Annotated in this window: 18 protein-coding genes; 13 read left to right on the top strand and 5 right to left on the bottom strand. The window is 72.5% G+C overall.

Going from position 1 to position 25,855, the window contains the following annotated elements; translation table 11 throughout:
* The first annotated feature begins 2 nt into the window (after positions 1 to 2).
* From V4F39_RS04505 to V4F39_RS04490, 4 genes are all read left to right on the top strand, one after another.
* On the top strand, positions 3 to 5,045 hold the full coding sequence (locus tag V4F39_RS04505; protein WP_332288111.1) for an SdrD B-like domain-containing protein: 5,043 nt from the start codon (positions 3 to 5) through the stop codon (positions 5,043 to 5,045).
* Positions 5,045 to 7,804 (top strand): hypothetical protein, encoded by a 2,760-nt coding sequence (locus tag V4F39_RS04500; RefSeq protein ID WP_332288110.1) that lies wholly within the window; start codon positions 5,045 to 5,047, stop codon positions 7,802 to 7,804. Before V4F39_RS04505 ends, V4F39_RS04500 begins: the two co-directional genes overlap by 1 nt.
* A 143-nt stretch (positions 7,805 to 7,947) precedes the next feature.
* A complete protein-coding gene (locus V4F39_RS04495) occupies positions 7,948 to 8,790 on the top strand; it encodes a response regulator (RefSeq protein ID WP_332288109.1) in 843 nt (280 codons plus the stop codon).
* Positions 8,791 to 8,986: 196 nt separating this feature from the next.
* Complete coding sequence (locus tag V4F39_RS04490) at positions 8,987 to 9,355, top strand: DUF1428 domain-containing protein (RefSeq protein ID WP_332288108.1); 369 nt, start codon at positions 8,987 to 8,989, stop codon at positions 9,353 to 9,355.
* A 95-nt stretch (positions 9,356 to 9,450) separates the two neighbouring features.
* On the opposite strand, the gene V4F39_RS04485 is transcribed toward V4F39_RS04490, so the two are convergent.
* The 4 genes from V4F39_RS04485 to V4F39_RS04470 all read right to left on the bottom strand — a co-directional run bounded on the left by V4F39_RS04485 (position 9,451) and on the right by V4F39_RS04470 (position 13,476).
* Positions 9,451 to 10,407, bottom strand: a complete 957-nt coding sequence (locus V4F39_RS04485) for an aldolase/citrate lyase family protein (protein WP_332288107.1) — start codon at positions 10,405 to 10,407, stop codon at positions 9,451 to 9,453.
* A 161-nt stretch (positions 10,408 to 10,568) separates the two neighbouring features.
* Positions 10,569 to 11,819 (bottom strand): PQQ-dependent sugar dehydrogenase, encoded by a 1,251-nt coding sequence (locus V4F39_RS04480; protein ID WP_332288106.1) that lies wholly within the window; start codon positions 11,817 to 11,819, stop codon positions 10,569 to 10,571.
* Positions 11,820 to 11,890: 71 nt separating this feature from the next.
* Positions 11,891 to 12,277 carry a DUF2231 domain-containing protein gene (locus V4F39_RS04475; protein WP_332288105.1) on the bottom strand — a complete coding sequence of 129 codons (387 nt, stop codon included), beginning with the start codon at positions 12,275 to 12,277 and terminating at the stop codon, positions 11,891 to 11,893.
* A gap of 56 nt (positions 12,278 to 12,333) precedes the next feature.
* A complete protein-coding gene (locus tag V4F39_RS04470) occupies positions 12,334 to 13,476 on the bottom strand; it encodes a mechanosensitive ion channel family protein (RefSeq protein ID WP_332288104.1) in 1,143 nt (380 codons plus the stop codon).
* Positions 13,477 to 13,613: 137 nt separating this feature from the next.
* Here V4F39_RS04470 and V4F39_RS04465 point away from each other — a divergent pair, with 137 nt between their 5' ends.
* The 4 genes from V4F39_RS04465 (at position 13,614) to V4F39_RS04450 (ending at position 18,971) form a co-directional block, all read left to right on the top strand.
* Positions 13,614 to 14,861, top strand: coding sequence for a methyltransferase (locus V4F39_RS04465; protein WP_332288103.1), 1,248 nt, complete (start codon positions 13,614 to 13,616; stop codon positions 14,859 to 14,861).
* A gap of 166 nt (positions 14,862 to 15,027) precedes the next feature.
* Entirely contained in the window at positions 15,028 to 15,666 is a 639-nt protein-coding gene (locus V4F39_RS04460; protein WP_332288102.1) for a response regulator transcription factor, read from the top strand.
* A gap of 79 nt (positions 15,667 to 15,745) precedes the next feature.
* Positions 15,746 to 18,583, top strand: a complete 2,838-nt coding sequence (locus V4F39_RS04455; RefSeq protein WP_332288101.1) for a response regulator — start codon at positions 15,746 to 15,748, stop codon at positions 18,581 to 18,583.
* A 7-nt stretch (positions 18,584 to 18,590) separates the two neighbouring features.
* A complete protein-coding gene (locus V4F39_RS04450; protein WP_332288100.1) occupies positions 18,591 to 18,971 on the top strand; it encodes a response regulator in 381 nt (126 codons plus the stop codon).
* 9 nt (positions 18,972 to 18,980) lie between these two features.
* Here the strand turns inward: V4F39_RS04450 and V4F39_RS04445 are convergent, their stop codons facing one another.
* Positions 18,981 to 19,586, bottom strand: coding sequence for a DUF3501 family protein (locus V4F39_RS04445; protein WP_332288099.1), 606 nt, complete (start codon positions 19,584 to 19,586; stop codon positions 18,981 to 18,983).
* Positions 19,587 to 19,849: 263 nt separating this feature from the next.
* Here V4F39_RS04445 and V4F39_RS04440 point away from each other — a divergent pair, with 263 nt between their 5' ends.
* From V4F39_RS04440 to V4F39_RS04420, 5 genes are all read left to right on the top strand, one after another.
* Positions 19,850 to 20,530, top strand: coding sequence for a PEP-CTERM sorting domain-containing protein (locus V4F39_RS04440; RefSeq protein ID WP_332288098.1), 681 nt, complete (start codon positions 19,850 to 19,852; stop codon positions 20,528 to 20,530).
* A 189-nt stretch (positions 20,531 to 20,719) separates the two neighbouring features.
* On the top strand, positions 20,720 to 21,433 hold the full coding sequence (locus tag V4F39_RS04435; protein WP_332288097.1) for a PEP-CTERM sorting domain-containing protein: 714 nt from the start codon (positions 20,720 to 20,722) through the stop codon (positions 21,431 to 21,433).
* A gap of 15 nt (positions 21,434 to 21,448) precedes the next feature.
* Positions 21,449 to 22,267, top strand: a complete 819-nt coding sequence (locus V4F39_RS04430) for an FxDxF family PEP-CTERM protein (protein ID WP_332288096.1) — start codon at positions 21,449 to 21,451, stop codon at positions 22,265 to 22,267.
* 84 nt (positions 22,268 to 22,351) lie between these two features.
* Positions 22,352 to 23,722, top strand: coding sequence for an MATE family efflux transporter (locus V4F39_RS04425; protein WP_332288095.1), 1,371 nt, complete (start codon positions 22,352 to 22,354; stop codon positions 23,720 to 23,722).
* Positions 23,723 to 23,761: 39 nt separating this feature from the next.
* Positions 23,762 to 25,855, top strand: coding sequence for a hypothetical protein (locus V4F39_RS04420; protein WP_332288094.1), 2,094 nt, complete (start codon positions 23,762 to 23,764; stop codon positions 25,853 to 25,855).

Below are 25,855 nucleotides of genomic sequence, written 5' to 3'. Positions count from 1 at the left end.
CGATGACGACGCAGCTCGGCTCCTGCCGGCGCGCGCTGGCCGCCGCATGCCGCATCGCCGCCGTGGCGGCGGTGCTGGCCGGCGCGCTGGCCGCCCCGCCGGCGGCCGCGCAGGCACCGACACGCACGGTGACGGCCGGCGCCCGGCTGGACTACGTCGATCCGGCGCCCCGCGCCGCGATGCGGCAGGTCTCCAACGAGGTGGTGGCCGCCGTCTGGCCTTCGACGGCCACGGTCGCCTTCTACGACGCCGGCTTCCGCGTGGTGCTGCGTACCGCCGCGGCGGGCCAGCGCCTGCACGTGCAGGCCGTCGCGCCCGGCTGCAACGCCACCAGCGGCATCGACCAGGTGGCCGTGCGCATCGTCTCCGGCGACACGCAGCGCAGCGTCGTGGTGCAGGCCACCGAGACCGATCACGGCTCGGGCGTGTTCCGCGCCGAGGTCGAGCCGATGGCGATGGGGCAGGACGACGGCAGCGGCGACACCATGTGGGCCGAGCTCGAGGGCTGCGGCGCCACGGTGCGCGGGGCGCTGGAGGTCGATTCCGGCGGTGTCGTGTTCGACAGCCGGGGCAACCAGCCGCTCTCCGGCGCCAAGGTCACGCTCATCGACGTCGACGGCAGCACCAACGGCGGCACGCCCGGCGCACCCGCGCGGGTGCTGGCGCACGACGGCGTCACGCCGGCGCCGTCGACGGTGACCACCGGCATCGACGGCCGCTACCGCTTCCCGCAGCTGGGCCCCGGCCGCTACCGCCTGCTGGTGGAGGCGCCGGGCTACCAGTACCCGTCGGCGGCCGACCCCGCCGGCCTGCCCGCGCGCCGGCGCCTGCATGCCTCCCTCTCGTTCGGCAACGAGTTCGCCATCCAGGCCGACACCGCCTTCCCGCGGCACGACGTGCCGGCCGATCCGATGCTCAAGTCGCTGATGGTGCAGGCCAGCGTCTCGCGCCACCTGGCCGAGGTGGCGGAGTCCGTCGTCTACACGCTGGTCGTCAAGAACGCAGGGGAGTCGGTGCTGGATGCGGTGACCCTGTCGGCCCGGCTGCCGCAGGGCTTCGCCTACGTGCCGGGCACGCTGCGCCGGCCGGGCGGCGAGGCGTTGCCCGAGCCCGAGGGCGGCCGCGGGCCGGCGCTGCGCATGCGGCTCGGCCGGCTGGCGCCCGGCGGCACGCAGACGCTCCAGCTGCGTGCGCTCATCGGCCCGATCGCGCTGCAGGGCGATGGCCGGCTCGTCGCGCAGGCGCGCGCGGAGTGGCCTGCGCTCGTCGGCAGCAATGCCGCGCGCGTGCAGGTGAAGGTGCAGCCCGGTGTCTTCACCGACAAGGCGATGGTGCTCGGCACCGTGTTCGCAGACTGCAATGCCAACGGCATGCCGGACGACGGCGAACCCGGCGTGCCCGGCGTGCGCCTGCTGCTGCAGGACGGCAGCACCGCCGTCACCGACGCCAGCGGCCGCTACAGCTTCTACGGGCTGCGGCCGCGCACGCATGTGCTGAAGGTCGACGGCACCAGCCTGCCGGCGGGCGCATCGCTGCTGGCGCTCTCGGCCCGGCATGCGGGCGACGGCGCCACGCGCTTCGTCGATCCGCAGCCCGGCGAGCTGCACCGCGCCGACTTCGCGATCGACCGCTGCGATGCGCCGATGCGCGGGCTGCTGGCGGCGCGGGCGGCGCGGCTGCGCACCGACCGCGAACTGGAGAGCGCCCTGAAGACCGAGCTGACGCCCGACGATCAGGCCCGTGCGCTGGGCGATGTGCGTGCGCTGCAGGCCAGCGGCCTGGTGGGCACGCGGCCGGGCGAGGCAGCGGAGGCCGCGGTGTCCTCCGGGGCGCCTGCGTCGATGCGGGTGCCGGTGCCTGCCGCGCCGCCGGCCTCCGCCGCGGAGGCCCCGGCCGCCGATGTGGGCGACGGCGACACGCTGCAGGCCCTGGCCGCGCAGCTCGACCCGTCGCTCGGCTTCCTCGACCTGCAGGACGGCCAGGCCGTGGCGGGCCGGTCGGTGCTGCTGCGCGTGAAGGGCCGGGCAGGCGCCCGCATCACGCTGGCCGTCAATGGCCAGGCCATTGGCGAGGACCGCGTCGGCGAGCGCGTCCGCCAGGACGAACGCCAGATCGAGCTGCGCGAATACGTGGGCGTGCCGCTGCAGGCCGGCACGAACACGCTGACCCTGACCGAGCACGACGGCTTCGGCAACGAGCGCGGCCGCCAAACGCTGGCGGTGCGGGCGCCGGGCGCCCTCGCGCAGCTGCGGCTGGTGGTGCCGCAGGCGCCCCAGCAGGCCGATGGCGAGGGCGTGGCCGCGGTGGGCATCGAGCTGCTCGACGAACACGGCCTGCGCGTGGCCGGCCGCCTGCCCGTCACGCTGCAGGCCAGCCGGGGGCAGTGGGACGTGGCCGACCTCGATGCGCTCGCGCCCGGCGTGCAGACCTTCGTCGAGGGCGGGCATGCGGTCCTCGGGCTGCGTGCGCCGGCACAGGCGGGCGACGCGACGCTGGCCGCCGCGGCCGGCGCCGTGCAGGCCACCGCCCGCGTGCGCTACGAGCCGGCGCTGCGCCCGCTGCTGGCGGCCGGCCTGCTGGAAGGCACGATCGACCTGCGCCGCCTGGTCGGCAAGGGCCTGCAGCCCGCGGTGGCGGAAGACGGCTTCGAGCAGGCGCTGCAGGCCCAGGCGCACGGCGAGCGCACCGGCGCCCGCGCGGCGCTGTTCCTCAAGGGCAAGGTGCGCGGCGACGCGCTGCTGACGCTGGCCTACGACGCCGACAAGGACACGGGCGAGCGCCTCTTCCGCGACATCCAGCCCGACGCCTTCTACCCGGTCTACGGCGATGCGTCGGTCAAGGGCTTCGACGCGCAGTCCACCGGCAAGCTCTACGTCAAGGTCGAGCGCGGCGCCTCGTTCGTGCTGTACGGCGACTTCACGACCCAGCCCGCGGCGGCGCAGCCGGCGCGCCAGCTCAGCGCCTACCAGCGCAGCCTGACGGGGTTGAAGGCGCAGCACGAGGCCGGGCCGGTGCGCGCCACCGTGTTCGCCAGCCGCGACGGCACGCGCCAGCGTGTGGTCGAGCTGCGCGGCAACGGCACCTCGGGCCCTTATGCGCTGGGGCTCGGCGGCGCGCGTGTGAACAGCGAGCGCGTCGAGCTGCTGGTGCGCGACCGCCACCAGCCCGCGGTGGTGCTGCGCAGCACGCCGCAGCAGCGCTTCACCAACTACGAGTTCGATGCCTTCACCGGCAGCCTGCTGCTGCGCACGCCCGTGCCCAGCCTCGACGCGGACCTGAACCCGGTATCGCTGCGCGTCACGGTCGAGGTGGAAGAGGGCGGACCGGCGTTCTGGGTGGCGGGCGCCGAGCTCGAGGCCGACCTCGGCGAGCGGCTGGCCGTCGGCGCCTCGGTGGTGCGCGACTGGAATCCCCTGGCCCCCTTCCAGATGGCCGGCGTGCATGCCAGCGCCCGGCTGGGCGAACGGACCACGCTGTTGGCCGAGGCCGCCCGCACCCGCGGCGACGGCGGCCTGGCCGCCCAGGCCGAGGGCACGCCGGCGGCCGGCACGGGCCAGGCCCAGCGGGTGGAGCTGCAGCACGACGGCGACGCGCTGAAGCTGCGCGCCTTCGCCGGCCGCAGCGAGCGCGGCTTCCTCAATGCGGGGTCGTCGCTCAACGCCGGCCGCAGCGAGGCGGGGTTGAAGGCGAGCTGGTCGATCGACGAGCGCACCCGCGTGCTGGCCGAGGCGCTGCACACCGCCGACCTGGCCAGCGATGCGCAGCGCGACGGCGTGCTGCTCGGCATCGAGCGCAGCCTGGGCGAGGGCTTCAAGGCCGAGGTCGGCGTGCGCCGCGTGCTCGGCCGGCCGCCCGCCGGCGGCGAACGGCAGGACACGCAGAGCGTGCGCGGCAAGCTGTCGGGCGCGCTGCCGGGGTGGACGGGCGCCTCGGCCTACGTCGAGGCCGAGCAGGACGTGCACGATGCCCGGCGGCGCCTGCTGGCCGTGGGCGGCGATTGGCAGATGCCCGGCAGCGCGCGCCTGTATGCGCGGCACGAGCTTGTCTCGTCGCTGGGCGGCCCCTACACGCTCGATCCGGCGCAGCGCCGCCACACCACACTGGTGGGCCTGGATGCCCCGGCCGGCCGCGAAGGCCGCGCGTTCAGCGAGTACCGCGCGCGCGATGCGATCAGCGGCCGCGAGGCCGAGGCCGCGATCGGCCTGCGCAACCGCTGGCCGCTGGCCGAGGGCCTGCGCATCGACACCACGCTGGAGCGTGTGCACGCGCTCCAGCGCGCCGAGGAGCAGGCCGCCACCGCCGCCACCGCGGCCATCGAGTACACGGCCGACCCGCTGTGGAAGGGCACCGCGCGCCTGGAGCTGCGTGATGCGGCCGTGGGCGGCAGCGGACTGGGCTCGCTCGGCGTGGCGCGCAAGCTGGCGCAGGACTGGACCTTCCTCGGCCGCTTCGTGCACGCCGAGGCGCGCGGCAACGACGGCGCGCCGGACCGCGTGCAGCAGCGGCTGCAGCTCGGCATGGCCTTGCGCGGCAGCGGCGACCGGCGGATCAACGGCCTGGGCCGCTACGAGCACAAGCGCGAGGAAGGCCTCGCGCAGGGCGGTTCGCTGCACGCGGCCGGCATCGCCGCCGGCGGGCGGCGCACCGTGCATACCGTCTCGGTGCACGCCGACCAGCAGCGCACGCGCGACCTCGTACTCAGCGGCCACTACGCCGCCAAGCTGGTGGAGGAGCGCATCGACGGCCTGGGCGTGCGCAGCGCCGCGCAGCGCGTGGGCGGCCGCGCCACCTGGGCGCTGGGCGATCGCTGGGATGTCGGCCTGGCCGCCAGCGTGATGGGCGATGCGCGCCTGCGCAGCCGCGCGGTGTCGGCCGGCGCCGAGCTGGGCTGGCGCGTGCAGGACAACCTGTGGGTCTCGCTCGGCCACAACGTGCGCGGTTTCCACGACCGCGAGCTGTCGGGCGGCGACGTCACGCGGCGCGGCGCGTACCTGCGCGTGCGCTTCAAGTTCGACGAACGCCTGCTGTCGGGGCTGGAGGGATGATGGGCCTGGGATTTCTGCGATCGTTGTGCCGGCGCGCTGCGCCGCTGCTGGCCCTGCTGCTGGCGATGGCGGCGTTGGCGCCCGCGCCGGCGCTGGCCTGCGCCGACGGCGGCTGCGTGTCCGCCGGGCCGCGGCTGGCCAGCGTCGGCAGCAGCCGCGGTGCGCTGCTCAACGCGCTCGTCAACCAGCTCACCGGCTCGTCGCTCAACCTGACGGTGGCCGACTGGAACAGCGTCGCGGCCGGCGACGTGAGCCTGCTGAGGCTGCTGAACGCGCTGCAGGCGCGGCTGGGCGTCTCGTCGCCTGCCACGGCGCTGACGACAAATGCCAGCCTGGCGGACGTGGTGGCGGCGGCCGCCACGGCGGCGACCGGCGAGAACAGGACCGCCCTGGCGGCGGCGCTGGGCCCGCTGCAGTCGGGCCTGGGCCTGGCCGCGGGCTCGATCCGCCTGGGCGACCTGCTCGTCACCGACGGCGGCCTGGGCGAGACGCGCATCAACACGCTGTCGCTCGTCACCGGCGCGGTCCAGCTCTACAACCGCAGGAACGTGGCGACGACGAGCGCACCGGTCACCGTGTCGGGTGCCGACCTGGGGCTGGGCAGCGTGCTGCAGCAGGTCAAGCTGCAGGCCCAGGTGGTGGAGCCGCCCGTCTACGTGTGCGGGCCGGCGGGCAGCAGCTTCCACACCGCGACGATGCGGATCAAGCTCGACATCGACCTGGTGTCCCTCAACGTCAATACCGGCGTGCTCACCGCGCTGGTGGGCATCTCCAGCGCCACGCTGCAGCTGGCGCACCTGGACCTGTACCTGGAGGTGGCCCGGGCCAACGGCATCATCGCCGCGGTGGATGCGGTGTCGGGCGCGCTCAGCGTGCAGGCGACGCCGGGCGTGGCCGACGTGTACCTCGGCCTGATCGACGACGCGCTGTTCTACAACCGTGCCCGCGCGATCAACCCCGCGACGGACCTCAAGCCCGCCGTCATCGGTGCGCTGAAGATCAACGCGCTGCCCGCCGTGGCCGTCACCGCCCGGGCCGCCGCGCGCGGCCAGGCGCCGTCGGCCAGCATGCTCAGCTTCAACGGCCCCTATCCGCAGACCCGCACCGCCTACACGCAGGCCGGCTTCGTCAACACGCTGCTGGCCACGCTGGGCGGTTCGCTGCAGATCGGCGTGGTGCCGAGCCTGGGGCTGCTCGACGCCGCCGTGCTGCCGGTGCTGAACCTGCTGCTGCAGGGCGTGGTGTCGCCGCTGGTGGGCACGCTGCTGAGCGGCCTGGTCGACCCGCTGCTGGAGCTGCTGGGCGTGCGCCTGGGCGAGGTCGACGTGACGGCCGGCGGGAGCTTCCGCGTGTGCGGCCTCAGCGGCTCGGTCTATGGCGACAGCAACCACAACGCGCGCCGCGACGTCGCGGAGGCGGGCACGGGCCTGGCGCTCTACGCCAAGCTCGTGCCGGCCGCGACGCCGGCCGGGCCGGCGCTGGCGGTGGCCGCCGTCGACGCGGCGACCGGGCTCTACAGCTTCACGAAGGTGGGGGTGGGCCACTACCTCGTGGTGGTCAACGGCAGCAACGCCCCCGCCGCCGTCACGCCGGCGGCGCCGGCGGGCTGGATCGGCACCGAGGCGCCCACGCTCAGCCGCGGCGTGGTGTTGTCGGCCGACGTGTCGGGCCAGCACTTCGGCCTCTTCCACGGCAGCACTGTCGCGGGCCGTGTGTTCCAGGACACCGGCGCCGGCGGGGGCACACCGCACAACGCCCAGCGGGACGGCACCGAGGCCGGGCTGCCGGGCCGCGTGCTGCGGCTGCTCGACGGCACCGGCACGGTGGAGATCGACCGCACCGCGACCGCCGACCAGGGCGCCTACACGCTGTGGATCCCGGCAGCCGCTGCCGGTGCGGTGATCGTGGCGCAGGCGGGGCTGGAGGGCGCGCAGGCCGACGGTGCGTCGTGGATCTCGGTGGGCGGCAGCGCCGGCACCACGGGCGGCAGCTACAGCCTGGTGGCCGACCGCACCAGCTTCGGCGCCGCGGCCGGCCAGCGCTACACCGGGGTGGACTTCGCCGACGTGCCCGCCAACCGATTCGACACCGAAGGCCAGCAGGCGGCGCTGCCGGGCACGGTCGTCTTCTATCCGCACCGCTTCACCGCCGGCTCGGCCGGTGTGCTCACCCTGTCGGCCGCCGGCCCGGCCGGGGGCACCTGGGGCGTGGTGCTCTACGACGACACCGACTGCAACGGCCGGCTGGACGCGGGCGAGCCCGCGGTGGCCGCGCCGCGTGCGGTGGTGGCGGCGCAGGCGGTGTGCATCGTCGCGAAGGTCGCGGTGCCGGCCGAGGCGTCCTGGGGCAGCCAGTACCCGCTGGCCGTGGCGGCGCGCCTGGCCTATGCGAACCACACCCTGGTCGGCGAGCACACGCGCACCGACGTGACCGTGGTGGGCGACGACAGCGATGCCGGCCTGCGCCTGGCCAAGCAGGTCGACAAGGCGACGGCGGTGCAGGGCGACGCGCTGGTCTACACCATCGCCTACAGCAACCAGGGCAGCGCGGCGCTGACGGCCCTGCGCATCCATGACCGGACGCCGGCCTACACGGTCTTCGTCAGCGCGGACTGCGGCACGCCCCCGCCGGGCGGGCCGGCCTGCAGCGTGGCGGCCCAGCCCGCCGCCGGCGCGGCCGGCCCCGTCGAATGGCGCTTCACCGGACCGCTGGCGCCCGGCGGCGCGGGCTGGGTGCGCATGGTGGTGCAGCTGCAATGAGGCCGGCACCGGACCCGATCGGCCGGCTGCCGGCGCGGATGTCGGCCGCGCACCGTACGATGGCGCGATCCCGGCCCCCACCCAGCGCCCATGTCCCACCCCGCCTTCACCCGGACGCCCGCCGCGGGCACGGGCGCCTGCGCATGACCGGCCCGATGCACGGCCGGCGGGTGCTGCTGGTCGAGGACCATCCGGTCAACCAGCGGCTGGCGCTGCACCTGCTGGCCGCGACCGGCGCGCAAGCCGACCTGGCCGCCACCGGCGCCCAGGCCGTCGCGATGGTGCGCGCGCAGCGCTACGACCTGGTGCTGATGGACATGCAGCTGCCCGAGATGGACGGCCTGGCGGCCACACGCGCCATCCGCGCGCTGCCCGGCGCCGCCTCGCGCGTGACCATCGTCGCGATGACGGCCACGACCTTCGGTGACCAGAGCGCCGCCTGCCTCGACGCCGGCATGGATGCCTACCTGGAGAAGCCGGTCGACCGCGGCGTGCTGCTCGAGACCATGCTGCGGCTCGTGCAGGGCGGCGGGGCGGCGCAGCGGCCTGCGCCGCCCGCGGCCGGCGCGCCGATGCCGGACCTCGACGGTGTGCTGGCGCCGCGCGGGCTGCGCAGCTTCGGCGGCGACCGCGCGACCTACCTCGACGCCCTGCTGCAGTTCGCGCGCATGTACGCGGCGGGTCTGCCGTCTTTCGCCGCCTGGTCGGCTGGCACCCGGTCTGCCACGGGGGTGCCGGCGGACGTGCTGGCCCGGCTGCGTGCCGAGGTGCACGGGCTGGCCGGCGCCTGCGCCGCGCTGGGGGCGATCGACCTGCAGGCGCAGGCGGGTGCCTGCGAGACCTGGCTCGACGATGCCCCGGGCGCCGCGGGGCCGGCCATCGCCGGCCTGCAGCAGCGGCTCGTGCGGCTGGCGGCGCAGTGGCGCGACGTGCTGTTGCGGGATGCGGGGCAGGGCGGGCGCTCGGGCGTGCCCGGCAGCGGCTGAGCGGGGCGTCGGCGGAAGGCCGTGCTGGGGTTGCTCCAGAGTGACCTGCGGGCCCCAGGGACCTACGCTGAGGGGGCCCGAGCGGCAGGCGTCTGCCTTCTTCGGGCAGACCGTGTCGATCTGGCGTCCCGTCGTTCGTCGATGGGATACGGGGCGCCATCGGGCGCGCCGACCGTCAACCCACAGGAGTGAAGACATGTCCTACATCGATGGTTTCGTGATCGCGGTCCCCACCGCCAACAAGCAGAAGTTCATCGAGCATGCCCGCCAGCTCGACCCGATCTTCATCGAGCTGGGCGCGATCCGCGTGATCGAGGGCTGGGGCGACGACGTCCCCGACGGCAAGGTCACCGACTTCCGCCGCGCCGTCCAGGCCACGGCCGAGGAGACGGTGGCCTTCTCGTGGATCGAATGGCCGGACAAGGCCACGCGCGACGCCGGGATGAAGAAGATGATGGAGGACCCGCGCATGGACCCCTCCGCGCCCGGCAACCCGCCCATGCCCTTCGACGGCAAACGCATGATCTTCGGCGGCTTCGAACCGGTGGTCGAAGTGAAGGCTTGAGCGGCGGGGCGGCGGGGCCGGTGCCCTTGACGCTGCGCCCGCCGTGGCCGGCGCAGCGTCCGTCGACCGGCGCGGGGCCGGTCAGCCCGGTGCCGTCAGTTCTGGAAGCAGCTGAAGTTCGGGCGCGGCACGCCGTTGGCGTCGGGGTTCAGCCGCCAGGCGTAGGGGCCGCACAGCTTCTTCCCCGCCTTGAGGGTCGCGTCGCTCACCGCGGTGATCAGCCGCTCGTACTGGGCGTCGCCCTGCGCCCAGCCCGAGAAGTTGCCCAGGTCGCCCGACGCGGCGAACACGCCGTGCACGCCCGGGACGCGGGCGATCTTGGCCGCGTTCTTGACGCCCTCGATGGTCTCGATCATCACGATGAGCACGAGGTTGTTGTTGAACGTTTGCCGGTACTGGGCGTTGGTCAGCCCCTTGGCCGCGAGCCAGGGCCCGAGCACCGCGCCGGTCTGGCTGCCACCCGCGCTGCGCCGGCCGAAGGGCGGGAAGTAGGCCCACTGGACGACCTCCCGCGCCTCCTCCTCGGTGTCCACCGTCGGCACCACCAGCACCATCGCGCCGCCGTCGAGGGCGTGCTGGATCTCGTGCTCGTTGGTGTAGGCGACGCGCACGCCGGGGATCGCTTTCCTGAGCGGGCAGTCCGCGGACGAGCCGTAGGCCCACATGCGCCAGGCGTCGCCCCAGGTCAGGCCGGAGTGCTGCATCTCGGTCCAGGTGAAGTCGGGCAGGACCATGTCCGACGTCGGCGACGGCAGCGGGTTCGATGCTGCATTGCAGTAGGTGGTGTCGGAGGTGGCGGGGTACGTGCCCTGCACGGTGCGGCCGACGAAGCGCTCGCCGTTGAGCAGCTTCTGTTTCACGGGGTTCCAGATGACGCCACCCGTGGTGTCGTCGAACCTGGGGCCGTACACCCAGGACTTGGGGTCGATCTTCGGTCCGCCGCGGTGCCTGTCGTCGTCGTCCCGGTCCCGGTCGCCAGCCTGTGCCAGGGAACCGGCAAGCAGGGTCAGCGCCCCGGCAATCATCCCGATTGCGAGCTGTTGGGTCTTCATCGTGTCTCCTCGGTTAGTCCGGGTTCATTCCCAGAAAACGCAGGCGATACCCGGCGCGGCGGAGTCTGGCACGCCGCCGCGATCCGTCAATCGGGACCAACAGCGGCCGCGCGCCGCCGTGCGTTCGAGGAGCTGGCAGGAATGCGGGGTACAGCCCGCAGTCAGCGGCGCTGCGGCGCCACCCGCCACAGGGTGTTCGAGAGGTCGTCGGCGACGAACACCTCGCCGCGCGGCGACACCGCGACCCCCACCGGCCGTCCCATCGTCTTGCCGTCGGCCTGGAAGCCGGTGGCGAAGTCGACGGCGGTGCCGCTCGGGCGGCCGTTGCGGAACGGCACGAAGACCACCTTGTAGCCCACCGGGGCGCGGCGGTTCCAGCTGCCGTGCATGCCGACGAAGGCGCCTTCGGCGAAGCGGGTGTCGCCGACCTGCGCGTTCGAGAACGCCACGCCCAGCGGGGCGGAATGCGACGGCAGCGCGTAGTCCGGCCGCACCGTGGCCTGGACCTTCTCGGGCTTCGGCGGCCGCACCCGCGGGTCGGCGTTCGGGCCCCAGTAGGCGTAAGGCCAACCATAGAAGGCGCCCTCTCGCACCGACGTCAGGTAGTCGGGCACCAGGTCCTCGCCGAGTTCGTCGCGCTCGTTCACCACGGTCCAGAGCTGGCCCTGGCGGGGCTCGATGGCCAGCGCCGTGGGATTGCGCAGCCCGGTGGCATACGGTCGCGACGCGCCGGTCTGCGCATCGATCTGCCACACCAGCGCGCGGTGCTCCTCGACTTCCATGCCGCGCTCGCCGATGTTGCTGTTCGAGCCGATGCCGACGTAGAGAAAGCGCCCGTCCGCGCTCGCCGCGAGCGACTTGGTCCAGTGGTGGTTGATGGCGGCGGGCAGCGGCGTCACGGTCACGGGGGGCGCCGATGCGCGGGTCTGGCCGGGCTGGTAGTCGAAGCGAACGAGCGCGTCCTGGTTGGCGACGAAGAGCCGGTTGCCGATGAGCGCCAGCCCGTACGGCGCGTTGAGCTTCTCGGCGTAGACCCATCGCCCCTCGTAGGTGCCGTCGCCGTCGGCGTCGCGCAGCAGCGTGAGGCGGTCGCCGCCTTCGACGTCGGTGGTGCCCCGGGCCTTGATGAATCCTGCGATGTAGTCCTTCGGCGTGAGCACCGGCGCACCGCCGCCCTTGCCCTCCGCGACCAGGAGATCGCCGTTGGGCAGCACCAGCATCTGCCGTGGAATCTGCAGGCCGGTGGCGATGGCGGTGACGGTGAAGCCCTCCGGCACCGTGGGCTTGCGCTCGCCCCAGGGCGCCGGATCGGCGATCTTCATGTCGGGCAGCAGGCCTCGCTGCGGCTTCGGCAGCGCCGGGTTCTCGCCGTACTGGGGGGTGCCGGCGGGCTCGTTGCCGCAGGCGGCCATGAGGGCGCTTGCGGCAAGGGCTGCAAGTGCTGCGCGGCGCTCGGCCCGCCACCGGGTGGATGCAGCGCCGCTCATGCCACGGCCCTCCGCCGCGCGGCGGCCAGGCCCAGGACGCTGGCCACCGCGGCCAGCAGCAGCACGACGACCGAGAGCACCAGCCCGGCCGGCATCGCGGCCCAGGCGTCGCGGGCGTGCACCAATGCGTTGATGAACCCGAGCACGAAGCTCGCCGCCAGCAGCCCCAGGTACGGCAAGGCTTGCCGGTCACGCGCCGGCCTGGCCGGCAGCAGGGCCAACGCGGCCCAGGCCAGCGCCACGCCCGCGAGGGCGAGGCCGCCGGCGATCAGCCACGAGGCGAAGTTGGTCCATTGCACCTGGTCGGTGGCGGCATAGGCCCAGTCGCTGAGCACGGCGCCCAGGAACAGCGGCAGCGAGGAGAAGGCGAGTACGGCATGCATGCCGTGGCCACGGCAAACGGGATGCCTGCCCGCGCGGTGGCCGGGGTGCGGCGCGGTCATGCGGGCGCCGCGTCCGAGGGGCGGCCGAACGGGGCCGGCGCGGCAGTGCCGTCCGGTGCCGACCGCGGTTCGGAACGGACGGTCACCGTGCTCGTCGGCCGCGCGAACACGACGCCGGCCGCCTCGAACTCGCGCAGCAGGGCCAGGTTGATGCGCTGCTGCTCGTCCATGTAGATGTTGAAGCTCGGGTCCAGCACGATGTACACGGCCTCGAAGTCGAGCGAGCCCTCGCCGAAGCCCTTGAAGTGGGCGCGGTCGAAGCGCACCCGCTCGCTGGCCTCGATGACGCGCCGCACGGTGCCCGCGAGGGCTTCCACCTTGTCCGCCGGCGTGTCGTGCATGACGCCGAAGGTGAAGACGATCCGCCGCTGCAGCAGCCGCTTGTAGTTGTTGATGGTCTGCTTCAGCAGCTCGGTGTTCGACATCACGATCTGCTCGCCGCCCAGGCTGCGGATGCGCGTCGTCTTCAGCCCGATCTGCTCGACCGTGCCGGCGACCGAGCCGATGACGATGAAGTCGCCCACCTCGAAGGGCTTGTCCACCGCGATGGCGACCGACGCGAAGAGGTCGCCGAGGATGTTCTGCACCGCGAGCGCCACCGCGATCCCCCCGACGCCCAGGCTTGCGACGAACGCGGTGATGTTGACCCCGACGTTGGAGAGCACCGCCAGCAGCACCACGGCCCACACCAGCGTGCTGAGCCCCCAGGCCAGCAGCGTTCCCGCCGCGCCGACGCGGGTGGCCGCATCGGCGGCGTGCCGCTCCTGGTAGCGCAGCAGCCCGATGCGCACGGCACGGTGGGCCCACAGGCCGATCTGCAGCGCCAGCACGAGGAACCACAGGTGGTCGACGCGGCCCTGCCAGCGCCCGGGCAGGTCCAGGAAGCCGACGCCGATCAGCATCGACATCAGGAAGATCAGGCCGCGGTGCGTGCTGGCGAGGACCTCGACGATGAAGTCGTCCACGCGGGTGGCCGTCCGGCCGACCAGCCGGCCGGCGCGCTGGATGGCGAGCCGCAGCGCCGTGCTGAGGGCCAGGTACGAGAGGCAGGCCACCAGCAGCGCCCAGAGCAGGTTGGCGGCGGAGATGCCGGCGACGGTGGTGGTGTCGAGCCAGTCGATATGCAATGCGTCGATCATCGGACGAGGAACTCCCGGGGTGGTTGCCACATCGGCGGTCCGCGGGCTTGGCAATGGGCGCGCCCGGCCGCAGGCGGGGCAGGCCCGGAGGGTGGCATGGGACACTCGAATTTTTGAAGCCGGTCACAAGGTCTGCCATGTCGGTGATGGATCCGCAGAACGAGCCCTTCGAACGCGCGAAGCAGGACTTCTTCGCCGGACTCGATGCCTTGAAGGCGCAGCGCCTGCCGGAGGCCGAGCAGCACTTCTGCAACGCGCTCGAGCTTGTGCCCGGCAGGCCGTCGGTGCTCGTGAACCGGGCGGCGGTGCTGCTGCTCCTCGGCCGCCCCGACGAGGCGCTGGCCGATGCCGACGCGGTGCTGCTGCAGGCCCCGGACGACGTGGACGCGCTTTTCCACCGCGGCACCGCGCTCGGCCGCCTCGGCCGCCTGCCGGCGGCGCTGGCCGCCTTCGAGCGGCTGGTGGCGATCGATCCCCGCCACGTGGAGGGCCGCCGCCGCCATGCACAGACCACCGTCGCGCTGGCCGGGCAGGCCGGCTCGGGCGGGCGGCTGGCGGACGCCGCGGACGCCTACCGTGTGCTGCTGCAGCTGCAGCCCGAGTCGGCGGCCGACTGGAGCGCCTACGGCACGGTGCTGCGCGAACTGCGCCGCCCGCAGGAGGCCGCCGAAGCGTTCCGCGCCGCCTTGCGCCATGGCGGCGACGACCCGCTCGATCGTTTCTACCTGGCGGCCACCGCCGGCACCGGAGGGCCCGCCGCGCCGCCTCGCCAGTACGTCCGGGCCCTGTTCGACGACTACGCGGACGACTTCGAGGGCCACCTGCTGGGGCAGCTGGGCTATGCCGCGCATGTCGAGCTGACCGAGCCCCTGGCCGTCATCGCACCCGTGCCCCGCCGTGCCACGCTGGACCTCGGTTGCGGCACGGGGCTGTGCGGCCCGTTGCTGCGCGCCGGCACGTCCCGCCTCGTGGGGGTCGACCTGTCGCCGCGCATGCTGGAGAAGGCACGGTCGCTGCAGCTCTACGATGCGCTCGCCGAGGCCGACCTGGTCGAGCATCTGGGCAGCACGAGCGAACGCTTCGACCTCGTCGTCGCGGCCGATGTGTTCATCTACGTCGGGGATCTCGACCCGGTGTTCGCCGGCGTGCGCCGTGTGCTCCACGCCGGCGGGGTGTTCTGCTTTTCGGTGGAGGCCGCGGACGCGGGCGAGGAGGGCTTCCGGCTGCTGCCCAGCCTGCGGTATGCCCATTCGCAGGCCTACGTGAGACGGCTGGCCGCCGCCCACGGCCTGGAGGTCCTCGCGCTGCGACAGCGCCCCATCCGCAGGGAGCAGGCGGGCGTCATCGACGGCGTCTACGTTTACCTGCGGCGGGCTTCTGCCTGACCGGGGCAGCGTCAGCACGCATGGCGATAGGGGCAATCACCGAAGGCCACTATTCACCAGCCGCGGGAGGCACGCCTGCCATCTCCTAAAGTCGGTCACAAATGGAAGCATCGGCAGTGGAAACCCGGGTGGGCGCATGCCCTCGCGCCGCGGAAGGGGAGTCCCCTTGAAGGCCCTGGTCGTCGACGATCATCCGATTGTGCGGATGGGTCTGCGGCGGCTGGTCGAAGTCGAGTGGCCCGAGGCGGCGGTCTCCGAAGCCGCCACGCTCGACGAGGCGCTTCGCGTGCTCGCGAACCATCGCCCGGAGATCGTGTTGCTCGACGTGGCCCTGCCCGATGCACAAGGCACGGAAGGCCTGGCGCGCATGCGCCGCGTGGCCGGCGACGTGCCCATCCTGATGATCAGCCTGAACAAGGACCCGAGCTACGCGCAGCGGCTGCTGCAGATGGGCGCGGCCGGGTACGTCAGCAAGGACAAGACCGGCGAGGAGCTGGTGGCTGCGATCGGGCGCGTGCTCGACAAAGGCCGCTACGTGCCGCCGGACCTGGCCGACCGCCTGCTGTCGATGCTCGAAGGCAAGTCGGTCGGCGCGCTGCCGCATGAAGCGCTGACGCCGCAGGAATACCGCGTGATGCAGCTGATCGCGGCGGGGCATCGGCCGGCGTACATCGCCCAGGCCATGCACCTGTCGGTGAAGACGGTCGGCAACTACCGCATGCGCATCTTTGCCAAGACCGGATGGCGCAACAACATCGAGCTGACCAAGTATTGCGTGCAGCAGGGCCTGACCGAGCCGGAATGAGCCACGAGCCGGTGCAGGCAAGTGATTTGCCATTCCCCGGGCATTGACGGGCCGTCGTCGGACATTGGACACAGCGAGCATGCGGGCACCCTCCTTCCAGAAAGCCGTCTATGCAGGCTTCACGCTGGCGATTGCCGCGGCGCTTGCGCTGGGCGTGCTGACGTGGATCGCGGCGGGCCAGAGCCAGGAGGCCGCGGCGTTCGTGCGGGAGACCCGCACGCTGCTGCTGACGTTGACCGCGGCCGAATCGAGCTTCAACCGGGCCGAGGCGGCGCAGCGGGCGTTCATCAACCTGCAGCGGCCGGTGTACCTCGAAGAGCGGGATGCGGCCATCCTCCACCTCTCGTCGCAGCTCGACGAACTGGAGCGCGGCACGGCCGGCATTCCGGGGCAGGCGCAGCGCGTGAGCGCATTGCGCGCGGCGCTGGAGGACCGCCAGCAGGCCTACCGCGAGGTGCAGGCGCTGTTCGCCGCAGGCCAGCCGGTGTCGCTGGAGAGCCGCCTGGCCGCATCGCAGCGGCTGCTCGGGCGCATCCGGCAGCTGCTGTCGGAGATGAACACGGACATCCGGCGCCGGCTGGAGGCGCGCGAGGCGCTGGCGGCGGAGCAGGCGAACACCGCGAAGACGCGGTTCTTCGTCTTCGGGGCGGCGCTGGTCCTGCTGCTGGGGCTGATGTTCTGGCGCGTGCGCTCGGACCTGCTGGCACGTGCACGTGCCGAGGCCGAGGCCTCGCGGGAACGCGAGCTGAACGCCATGCACGCGCGGGCGCTGACCCTGTTCAACGCCAAGCCCGACCGCGGCGCGGTGCTGGAGGGCACGCTCGCGCTGCTGGCCGACGACGGCGGGCTGTTTCCCATCTCGGCCTTCTACGGGCTGGAGGAATGGGGCTCGCTGCGCCTGCTGGCCGCGCGGGGCGTGCCCGCCGACACCAAGCCGCTGCTCGACGTGCACGACGGCACCATCGGGCGCGTGGCGCTGCAGGGGGAGCGGGTGTACCTGGAGACCTTCGACGAAGGCGAAGGCCTGCGCATCGAGACCGGGCTGGCCACCCTGAAGCCGGCGGCGTTGCTGATGGTGCCCGTCTCGCACCAGGGCCGCCGCTTCGGCGTGCTGGTGCTCGGCGCGGCGCGCCGGCTGCCCGAGCGCGACCAGCAGTTCGTCGAGCGGCTGGCCGCGCAGCTCGGCGTGGCGCTGCACAACCTCGCGCAGCTCGACGGGCTGAACCTGCTGGCGCGCGAGCTGCGCGACCGCGGCGAGGACATCCAGCGCAAGAACGAGCAGCTGGAGCACGCCAACCGCCTGAAGAGCGAGTTCGTCGCCAGCATGTCGCACGAGCTGCGCACGCCGCTGAACGCGGTGATCGGCTTCTCCGAGATCCTGCGCGACGGGCTCGTCGGCACGATGGCGCCGCAACAGGTTGAGTATGTCAACGACATCTACCAGAGCGGGCGCCACCTGCTCGCTTTGATCAACGACATTCTCGACCTCTCGAAGATCGAGGCGGGCCAGATGACGCTGTCGCTCGGCGCCGAGAGCCCGTCGGTGCTGGCGGGCAGCGGCCTGGCGGTGGTGCGCGAGCGTGCCGCGGCGCGCCGCATCACGCTGCACGAGGAGGTCGCGCCCGACCTCGGCCGCCTGCTGGTCGACAGCCGTCGGACCCTGCAGGTCCTGTTCAACCTGCTGTCCAACGCTGTCAAGTTCACGCCCGAAGGCGGGCACGTCACCTTGTCGATGGCCCGCGTGGCCAAGGAATCGGTGCTGCAGCGCGGCCCTTCGGAGCACAGCCGCCTTTTCCCCCCGGCCTGCGCCGAGGTGGCGCACTACCTGGAGATCCGCGTGGCCGACACCGGCATCGGCATCGCCCCCGCGGCGCTGCGCGAGCTGTTCCAGCCCTTCAAGCAGATCGACTCGTCGCTGTCCAAGCGTTACGAAGGCACGGGCCTGGGGCTGACGACGACGCAGCGCATGGTGGAGCTGCACGGCGGCGGGCTGGAGTTCTACAGCCGTGAGGGCGAAGGATCGGTATTCACCGTGTGGCTGCCGTGGCGCGAGCCGGGCGAGGGCGCCGTGCGGTTGGCGACGCTGCCGCCGCCCCGTGGGGCGGGCGGCGAGGAGGGCGAGGAGGGCGAGGACGCCGCCGGGCAGACGCGCATCCTCGTGATCGAGGACGACGCCACCGCCGCGCAGCTGGTGCGGGTGCAGCTCGAGAGCCACGGCTACAAGATCAGCGTGGTGCCCGATGCGGAGCAGGGCCTGGCCGCGGCACTGCAGTGGCGCCCGCACGCCATCGTGCTCGACGTGATCCTGCCGGGCATGCACGGCTGGGACATGCTGGCGAGGTTGAAGGAAGTGGCGGCGACGCAGCGCATCCCGGTGGTCATCGTGTCGATCACCGACGAGCCCCACCGCGGCTTCGCACTCGGGGCCTCGCAGGTGCTGATGAAACCGGTCGACCGCGACGACCTGCTGGCCGCGCTGGCCTCGATGGGCCTGTCGCCGGACGGCGAGCCGGGCAGGGTGCTGGTCGTCGACGACGATCCGCGCGCCGTCACGATGGTGTGCACGCACCTGGAGGCCGCCGGGTTCGCGCCGCTGTGTGCCTTCAGCGGCGAGGAGGCGCTCAGCATCGTGCGCTCCCAGCGGCCCGACCTGATCGTGCTCGACCTGATGATGCCGCGGATGTCGGGCTTCGACGTGCTGGAAGTCCTGGCGCGCCGGCCTGAAACGGCCAGCATCGCGATCCTCGTGCTGACGGCCAAGCTCGTGACCGAGCAGGACAGGGAGATGCTGCGGGGACGGGTGCAAACCATCCTCGAGAAGGCGGATTTCCAGCCGAACCAGTTGGTGGCCGAGGTGCGGCGGGCACTTCACAGGCGCCGCCTCGAACCGCCGGCGGGCGCGGCGCACACATCATGAGGTCAGCATGGCAAAGATCCTGGTCATCGAAGACAACCAGCACAACCTGCAGCTCGCGCGCGTGGTGCTGGAGCATGCGGCCCACCGTGTCAGCACGGCGATCGACGCCCTCGTGGGCCTGGCCCTGGCCCGCACCGAGCAGCCCGACCTGGTGCTGATGGACATCCAGATGCCGGGCATGGATGGCCTGGCTGCCACGCGTGCGCTGCGGCAGGATCCGCTGACGGCCCACATGAAGGTGCTCGCGCTGACAGGGCTGGCGATGTCGGGCGACGAGGAACGCATCCTGGCCGCCGGCTGCGACGCCTACATCACCAAGCCCTACGACTACCGCGCGCTGCTGGACAAGGTGGCCGAGATGCTGGGCGAGGACCCGCCGCCCCGGTAGGGCGCCGCCTCAGGACGCCGGGCTGCCGGCGCTGCCCAGCAGCAGGGCGATGGTCGGCGCGGGGATGACCCGCCGCCATGAATAGCGCGTGTGCGTACAGGCCAGGGCGAGCGAGGGCTCCTTGCCGGCACGCAGCGCTGCCAGGCCGTGGTGCGGCATGTCGAAACGCAGCGGCTGCTGCGCGGCGAGGCCGGCCTCGTTCAACAGGCAGGGCGCCAGGACGCTCGCCGGCACCCGGGTGCCGCGGGCGATCTCCAGGCACAGGTGGTGCGCCGCTTCGATCAGCGTCGCCAGCCACTGCGCACGCAGCAGCGGCGTCTCCAGGGCGATCTGCATCGTCGCCTGCCAGGGTGCGTGCCCGGCGGGCGCGGCGGGCATCGCCCAGGCGGGCGGGTCGCCGGCGCTGGAGCGGCTCCACCGGCCACGCGCGGCCTGCAGGCGGCGTGTCCAGTCGTCCTCGAACACCACGCGCAGGAAGGGGCCGAGCGCCACCGTCCGCGCCCGGGTGTAGGTGCTCAGGCGCTGCTTGAGGCGGTAGCGCGTCCGGGGATCGGTGCCGTCCTGGGCCAACAGCTCGGCGAGCGGAAGCGGGGATCTCCGGGCGGCCGTCGTCATCCTGCGAGCCTAGCATCAAATGCGAACGCATCGCATTCAATATTTGCACCGGCGCGAGCCCCATGCACCTCCCGGTTCCAAGGGAGATCGTGACAGTTGACACATGGAAACCAATCTTCAAGAATGTGAAGGTAGTGCGAATCGTTCGTATTACACAAACCGTTCGCGTTACCAGAACCGCCTTAGCCAGCATGGTCAGCCACGGCGCTTGATTCGATCCGTTTCCTTTCCCCTCAGAACTCATCTCATCAGGAGTTGTGCAAGTGACCAAGTTCAAGAAGCTCGCCCTGGCGGCAGCCATCGGTGCCCTCAGCATGGCCGCCAACGCGTCGTCGCTGGTGTTCAATTTCTCCGGCGCCGTCAACAGCATCAGCATCCCCGATGCGTACGCCGATCTGTACGACATCTGGTACGAAAGCGCCGACTTCGACGATTTCTACGGCACCGTCATCCTCGACAACTACGAGAACTACCTGACCGGCACCCACACCATCAACATCGCGGCATCGAACAGCCCGCTGAAGCTGAGCCTGGTGAGCGGCCTGCTGACCGGCATCGAAGGCACGCGTGACCGCAGCACCGGCACGTTCACGCCCGACAACTCGCAACTGGGCACCACCGGTTCGCTGACCCTGGTCGACGGCAAGGTCACCAACTTCAACTGGAGCGCCGTGGGCATCGACAGCCCCGCGCTGGCGTCCTTCAACGACCGCACCCTGGGCTCCTTCCCGGTCAAGATCAGCTCGATCTCGGTGAACGTCGGCTCCGTGGGCCCGAACGTCGCGCTGGCCGATGGCAGCGTCTGGTCGCAGAGCACCCGTGGCACCGCCGCGGTGGTCATGTCCTCGCCGGTGCCGGAACCCAGCACCTACGCGATGCTGGCCGCCGGTCTGGCCGCCGTGGGCCTGGTGGCTCGCCGCCGCCGCAGCGGCAGCGCCGCCTGAGGGCGGTGCGCGGCGGCCGAGTGCCGCCGCGTGTCCTGATCGAACAGCCCGGCGCTCCTCCCGCCGGGCTGTTCCCGCTGGTTCCGAAGGAGGGGCGTTGTGCCATCAGCTTGCCTGTCTCGGCGTGAAGTATTGTCGTTGCCAACGCAAATGCGTATAGTTCTCACTATCAATCTCAGGAGGAACCCAATGCGTGTCTTGACCGTCGCCGCCCTGGCCTTCGGCGCCATGGCGCTCCAGCCCGTGCAGGCTGCCACCTTCGACCTGACGCTGAATGCAGCGGACGGCAGCCGCTGGTACGAGCACTACTCGGGCGTCTATGCCGAGCTCGGTGCGCAGTGGGGCGTCATCACCAACGAGAACAGCGACGACTACGGCCGGATGGCCGACGGCTTCTACCTGGTCGGCTCGGGCGCCAAGGTCGGCTCCGGCGCCGTGGTGTTCGAGGGCAACGTCTTCAACAACATCGGCACCCTCACGTACAACGAGACCACCGGCGCGATCACCGGCCTCACCCTCGATGTCGACAACTTCATCGCCTACGACAACGCGGTGCTGTCGGGCAACGGCTACACCACGACGCTGAGCAACGTCAGCGGCACCGTCTCCCTCGTCAACGGCCAGGTCAGCGGCATCTCGCTGACCTCGGGCATCACCTTCACCTACGGCACCTTCGCCGGCCCCGCCGCCTACGACGGCACGTTCTCGATCACCGACGGCGCCTTCTCGCTGGCGGTCGACGACACCGTGGCATCGCCCTTCGGCACCTTCCGCTACCAGTGGGACGTGACCGGCAACGTCGCCAACCTCGCTCCGGTGCCCGAGCCCTCGACGTACGCGCTGATGGCCGCCGGCCTGCTGGGTATCGGCTTCATGGCACGCCGCCGCAACGCCCGCGGCTGACCGGAGGACATGATCATGAAACAAGGCTTCTTCGCCCTGGCCGCCGCCGCGGCCTTCGCCGCCACCGGCGCGCAGGCCGCTTCGTTCGACCTGGCGGGCAACGACGGCACCGGCTACCTGTCGATGTCCAACGTCAAGAACTGGGCTTCGGCGCCGGATCCCGCCTCGCAGTCGCCGTTTGCGTACTACCAGCGCGCCGACGGCCTGTGGACTTCGATCGTCGCGCTGCCGCTGTCGGCCGATTCCGTCTACGCCGAGGAAGCCCTCGGCTTCAACGTGCAGAACAAGGCCATCACGCAGGCCGGCTTCTCGACCTTCAGCGTCGGCTCGATCAGCTACGACGAGACCGTGCTCACCGGCGTCGGCACCGAGACCATCGGGGTCGGTGCGCTGTCGGTGGCCGTCGACGGCGCCGGCCTGTCGCCGTTCACGTCGGCCTACAACGTCGGCAACAACTTCGCGTGGAGCTACACGATCACCGCGTCGAACCTGACGGGCGGCGGGCTCACGTTCAACAACGGCGTGCTGGTCGGCGTGGACCTCGACGCCGACGTGTCGGTGTCGGTGAGCTGGCTCGGCAACCCGGCCGCCACCTGGGACAGCACCTACGACGGCACGCTGTCGATCAGCGGCGACAGCTACGCCTTCGACGTCGACGTGACGCAGTCCAACGTCACGCCGCTCTTCGGCACCCTGAACGGCACGCACCTCGTGTTCAACCGCGCCGGCACCATCGCCGCCGTGTCGGCCGTGCCCGAGCCCGAGACCTATGCCCTGATGCTGGGCGGGCTGCTGCTGGTGGGCTTCGTCGCGCGCCGGCGGTCGTCGCACTGACGCCGGGCACGGGCCGGGCCCGTGCCCCCTTCCCGCGGCCGCCGCAGCGCCCAGCGCAGCGGCGGTTGCGCTTTGCGGTCCTTCATGACGCACCCGACGGATTCCTCCGACAAGAGCCTGCTGCGCCTGAGCATTCCGATGCTCCTCAACTCGGCGCTCGGGCTCGTGACGGCGCTGCTGGATGCGATCGTCATCGGCCGGTATGCCAAGGACGCCGCGGCCGCCGTCAGCATCGCCAACCAGATCCTGGCGGTGGTCTACGACTTCTCGCTGCTGCTCGGCGTGGGCGCGGTGGTGCTCGTGACGCATGCGCTGGGCCGCGGCGACCGGCAGGAGGCGCGCGAGACGGCGCTGGCCGCGCTGGCCGCCAACACGGTGCTCGGCCTGGCGCTGGGCCTGCTGCTGTGGCTGTGCGCGCCCGCGCTGGTCGATGCGCTCGGCACGCCGGCCGCGCTGCAGGCCGATGCCACGCGCTACGTGACGGTGATCGCCTGGGCGATGCCCTTCAACGCCTTCCTCATGGCCGGCATGGCCTGCCTGCGCGGCTTCGCGCTGATGCGCACCATCCTGCTGCTGGGGCTGGTCGCGTTCCCGTCCTATGCCGTGCTAAACGCCGTGCTGGTGCTGGGCTTCGGGCCCGTTCCGGCGCTGGGCGTCGCCGGCTCCGCGCTGGCGACCCTCGCGGTGCGGGTGGCGTCGGCCCTCGTGCTCGGCGTCGTGTTGGCCAGGATGCTCGGGCTGTCGGTGCCGCTGCTGCGGCAGGCTGCCGCCTCGGGGGCGCGCCGCGTGCGGCGCATGGCCGCGCTCGCGTCGCCCAGCGTGCTCGACAACGTCTCCTACGGCTTCTACCAGCTGCTGCTGGTGAGCTTCATCGCGGGCCTGGGCGTCACCGCCGTGGTCGGCCGCTTCTACACGCTGGCGCTGACCGCGTTCCTCGCGGTCGTCGTGATGGCGATCAGCCAGGCCAACGAGGTGCTGGTGGGCTACGAGGCGGGCGCCGGCCGCGTGGCGCACCTGCGGCGCCGCGCCTGGCGCTCGGGGGCGGCCTCGGCCCTGCTGGCCACCGTGCTGGCGCTGGCCATGTGGGCCGCGGCGCAGCCCCTGGCCAGCCTGTTCAGCAGCGATCCCGAGGTGCACCGCGAAGTGCGCGCCCTGCTGCTGCTGACCATCTTCATCCAGCCGCTCACCGGCCTGAACACCGTGCTGTTCCATTCGCTGCGGGTCACCGGCGACGTGCTGGCGCCGGTGGTGTTCAGCCAGTTCGTGATGTGGGGCCTGGCCGCGCCGCTGGCGTGGCTGCTGTGCGTGGAGTTCGCCATGGGCGTGCCGGGCCTGTGGTACGCCTTCATCGTCGAAGAGCTGTTCAAGACCGCGTACATGGCCTGGCGCTGGCAGCGCGCCGCCGGCCCGGCGCTCGCGGCTGCCCCGCCCGTCCCCGTGGCCGCCGTGTCGTGAAGACGGACACCGGCCCCCTCTGCATGGATGACTGACCTGATGAACCGATTCCCCAGCCGCCGCGGTGCCGCGGCCCGCTCCCTGACCTTCGGCCGGCTCGTGCCGGCGGTGCTCGCCCTGGCCCTGGCGGCTTGCGGCGGCGGAGGCGGCAGCAGCAGCGTCGAGGTGCTGAATGTCAGCGGCGTCGCCGCCGTCGGCAAGGCGATCGTCGGTGGCGACGTCGCGGTGCGCTGCGTCTCGGGCACGCCGCAGGCGGGGGTCAAGACGGGCAGCGACGGTGCCTTCCGGGTGCGGCTGCAGGGTGCCGTGGCGCCCTGCATGGTCGAGGTGAGCGGTGGCAAGGTCGGCTCGAACGACGGGAATGCGCCGGACAACACCCGGCGCCTGCACGGCTACGCCGCGGCGGCCGGCGTCGCGCACGCCACCACGCTGAGCGAGCTGGTGCTGGCCCGAGCGCTCGGCGGCTCGCCGGCCGCCGCGTTCCAGGCCTTCGGCGCGGGCAGCGCGGGGCCGGCCGCCGCCGCCGTGGCCGCCGCCTCGGCCTACGTGGCCGATCAGTTCGCCGCGCTGGGCCTTGCGCGGCCCCAGGGCGACCTGCTGGGCGGCGCCTTCGAGGTCGGCAAGGGCAACGACCTGCTGATCGACGACTTGAACACCCAGCTCGCCGCCATCGGCAGCGACCTCGCGCTGCTGGTGTCGGCCGCCGCGACGCAGGCGCCCTGGGCGCCGCTGGTGACCGAGCGCGCCTGCGCGCCGGCCTCGCTGGCCTGGTCGCGCGACAGCCACGCCTGCAGCGCCGAGGCGGGCGCCGCGGCCTCGGGCGAGGTGCTGACGCTGATCAACACGCTGTCGCCCAACACCGGCACGGCGGCCTTCACCTGCACCAACGGCCAGTGGAGCGCGCCTGCCGCGGCCAGCTGCGATCCGCCGCCCAGCCCCTGCGCGGCGCAGACGGCCAGCTGGAGCGTGAACGACGCCGCCTGCAGTGCGCCGTTGCCGCAGACGCCGTCCGGCGGCAGCGTCGTCGCGGATGACACGACCACGCCGCTCACCGGCAGCGCGACCTACAGCTGCACGAACGGGCAGTGGAGCGCGCCGGGCGCCGTGTCCTGCAGCCGGCCCGACGCCTGCGTGGGCCCGGGCTGCGGCGGCGACGCCGCCTGCACCCCCCAATCGATGAGCTGGACCGTCAACGGCAACGTCTGCAGCGCCTCGGTGGCCGCCACGGCCTCGGGCGGCAGCGCGACGGCCGTGGACGGCACCGACCCCACCACCGGCTCGGCCCGCTACACCTGCAGCAACGGCAGCTGGAGCGCGCCCGCGGAGGCCTCGTGCAACGTGCCGGCCGACTGCCCTGCCCAGTCGCTCAGCTGGACGGTGGGCGCCAACACGTGCAGTGCCGCGGTCGCGAGCACGGCCTCGGGCGCCGCCGCCAGCCTGTCGGATGGCAGCTTGCCGACGGTGGGCGCGGCGCGCTTCAGCTGCAGCAACGGCCGCTGGGGTGCGGCCAGCGACGCGACCTGCACGCAGCCGCCGCAAGGCGAGCAGACGCTGGTGCTGAACCTGCAGGCGGACAACGGCGGCCGGTGGTACGACTATTCGTCCAACGCCTATGCCGAGATCGGCCGCGCACGCACCGAGTCGCCGGCCTACGACGGCTTCTTCTGCATTCAGCCGGAACCGGGCTATTGCACGCAGGCCGGCGGCCAGGCGCAGCGCGGCACCCCCGTCACGGCCTTTCCCTTCAAGGGCGCCTGGGCCGGCTTCGGCACGGTGCGCTACGACCTGACCGGCTACACCGGCACCGGCGCCTTCAGCGCGCCGATCCGCTCGATCAGCGGCGACGTGGCGGCGTTCGCGGCCAAGGAATCGAGCGTGCTGGGCACCGCCTACACGACGACGTGGGGCAGCACCAGCGGCACGGTCACGCTGCAGGACGGGCGGGTCACGGCGATCGCCCTGTCCGTTCCGGTCAGCCTGGGATGGGCGAGCACGCCGTTCGGTCCCATGGTGTTCCCCGGCACCTTCGTGATCGACAACGGCCGCTTCACGCTGAAGGCGGGGCTGGGCGCGGCGGTCGGATCGGCCGCAGCAGGCTGGGACTTCACCGGCAGCGTGACCTTCGGACAGTGA

It is taken from the genome of Aquincola agrisoli (assembly GCF_036621135.1).
Lineage (GTDB): Bacteria > Pseudomonadota > Gammaproteobacteria > Burkholderiales > Burkholderiaceae_C > Aquincola > Aquincola agrisoli.
Note: the sequence above shows the minus strand (reverse complement) of the source record. Positions and strands in the feature narration are given on the sequence as shown.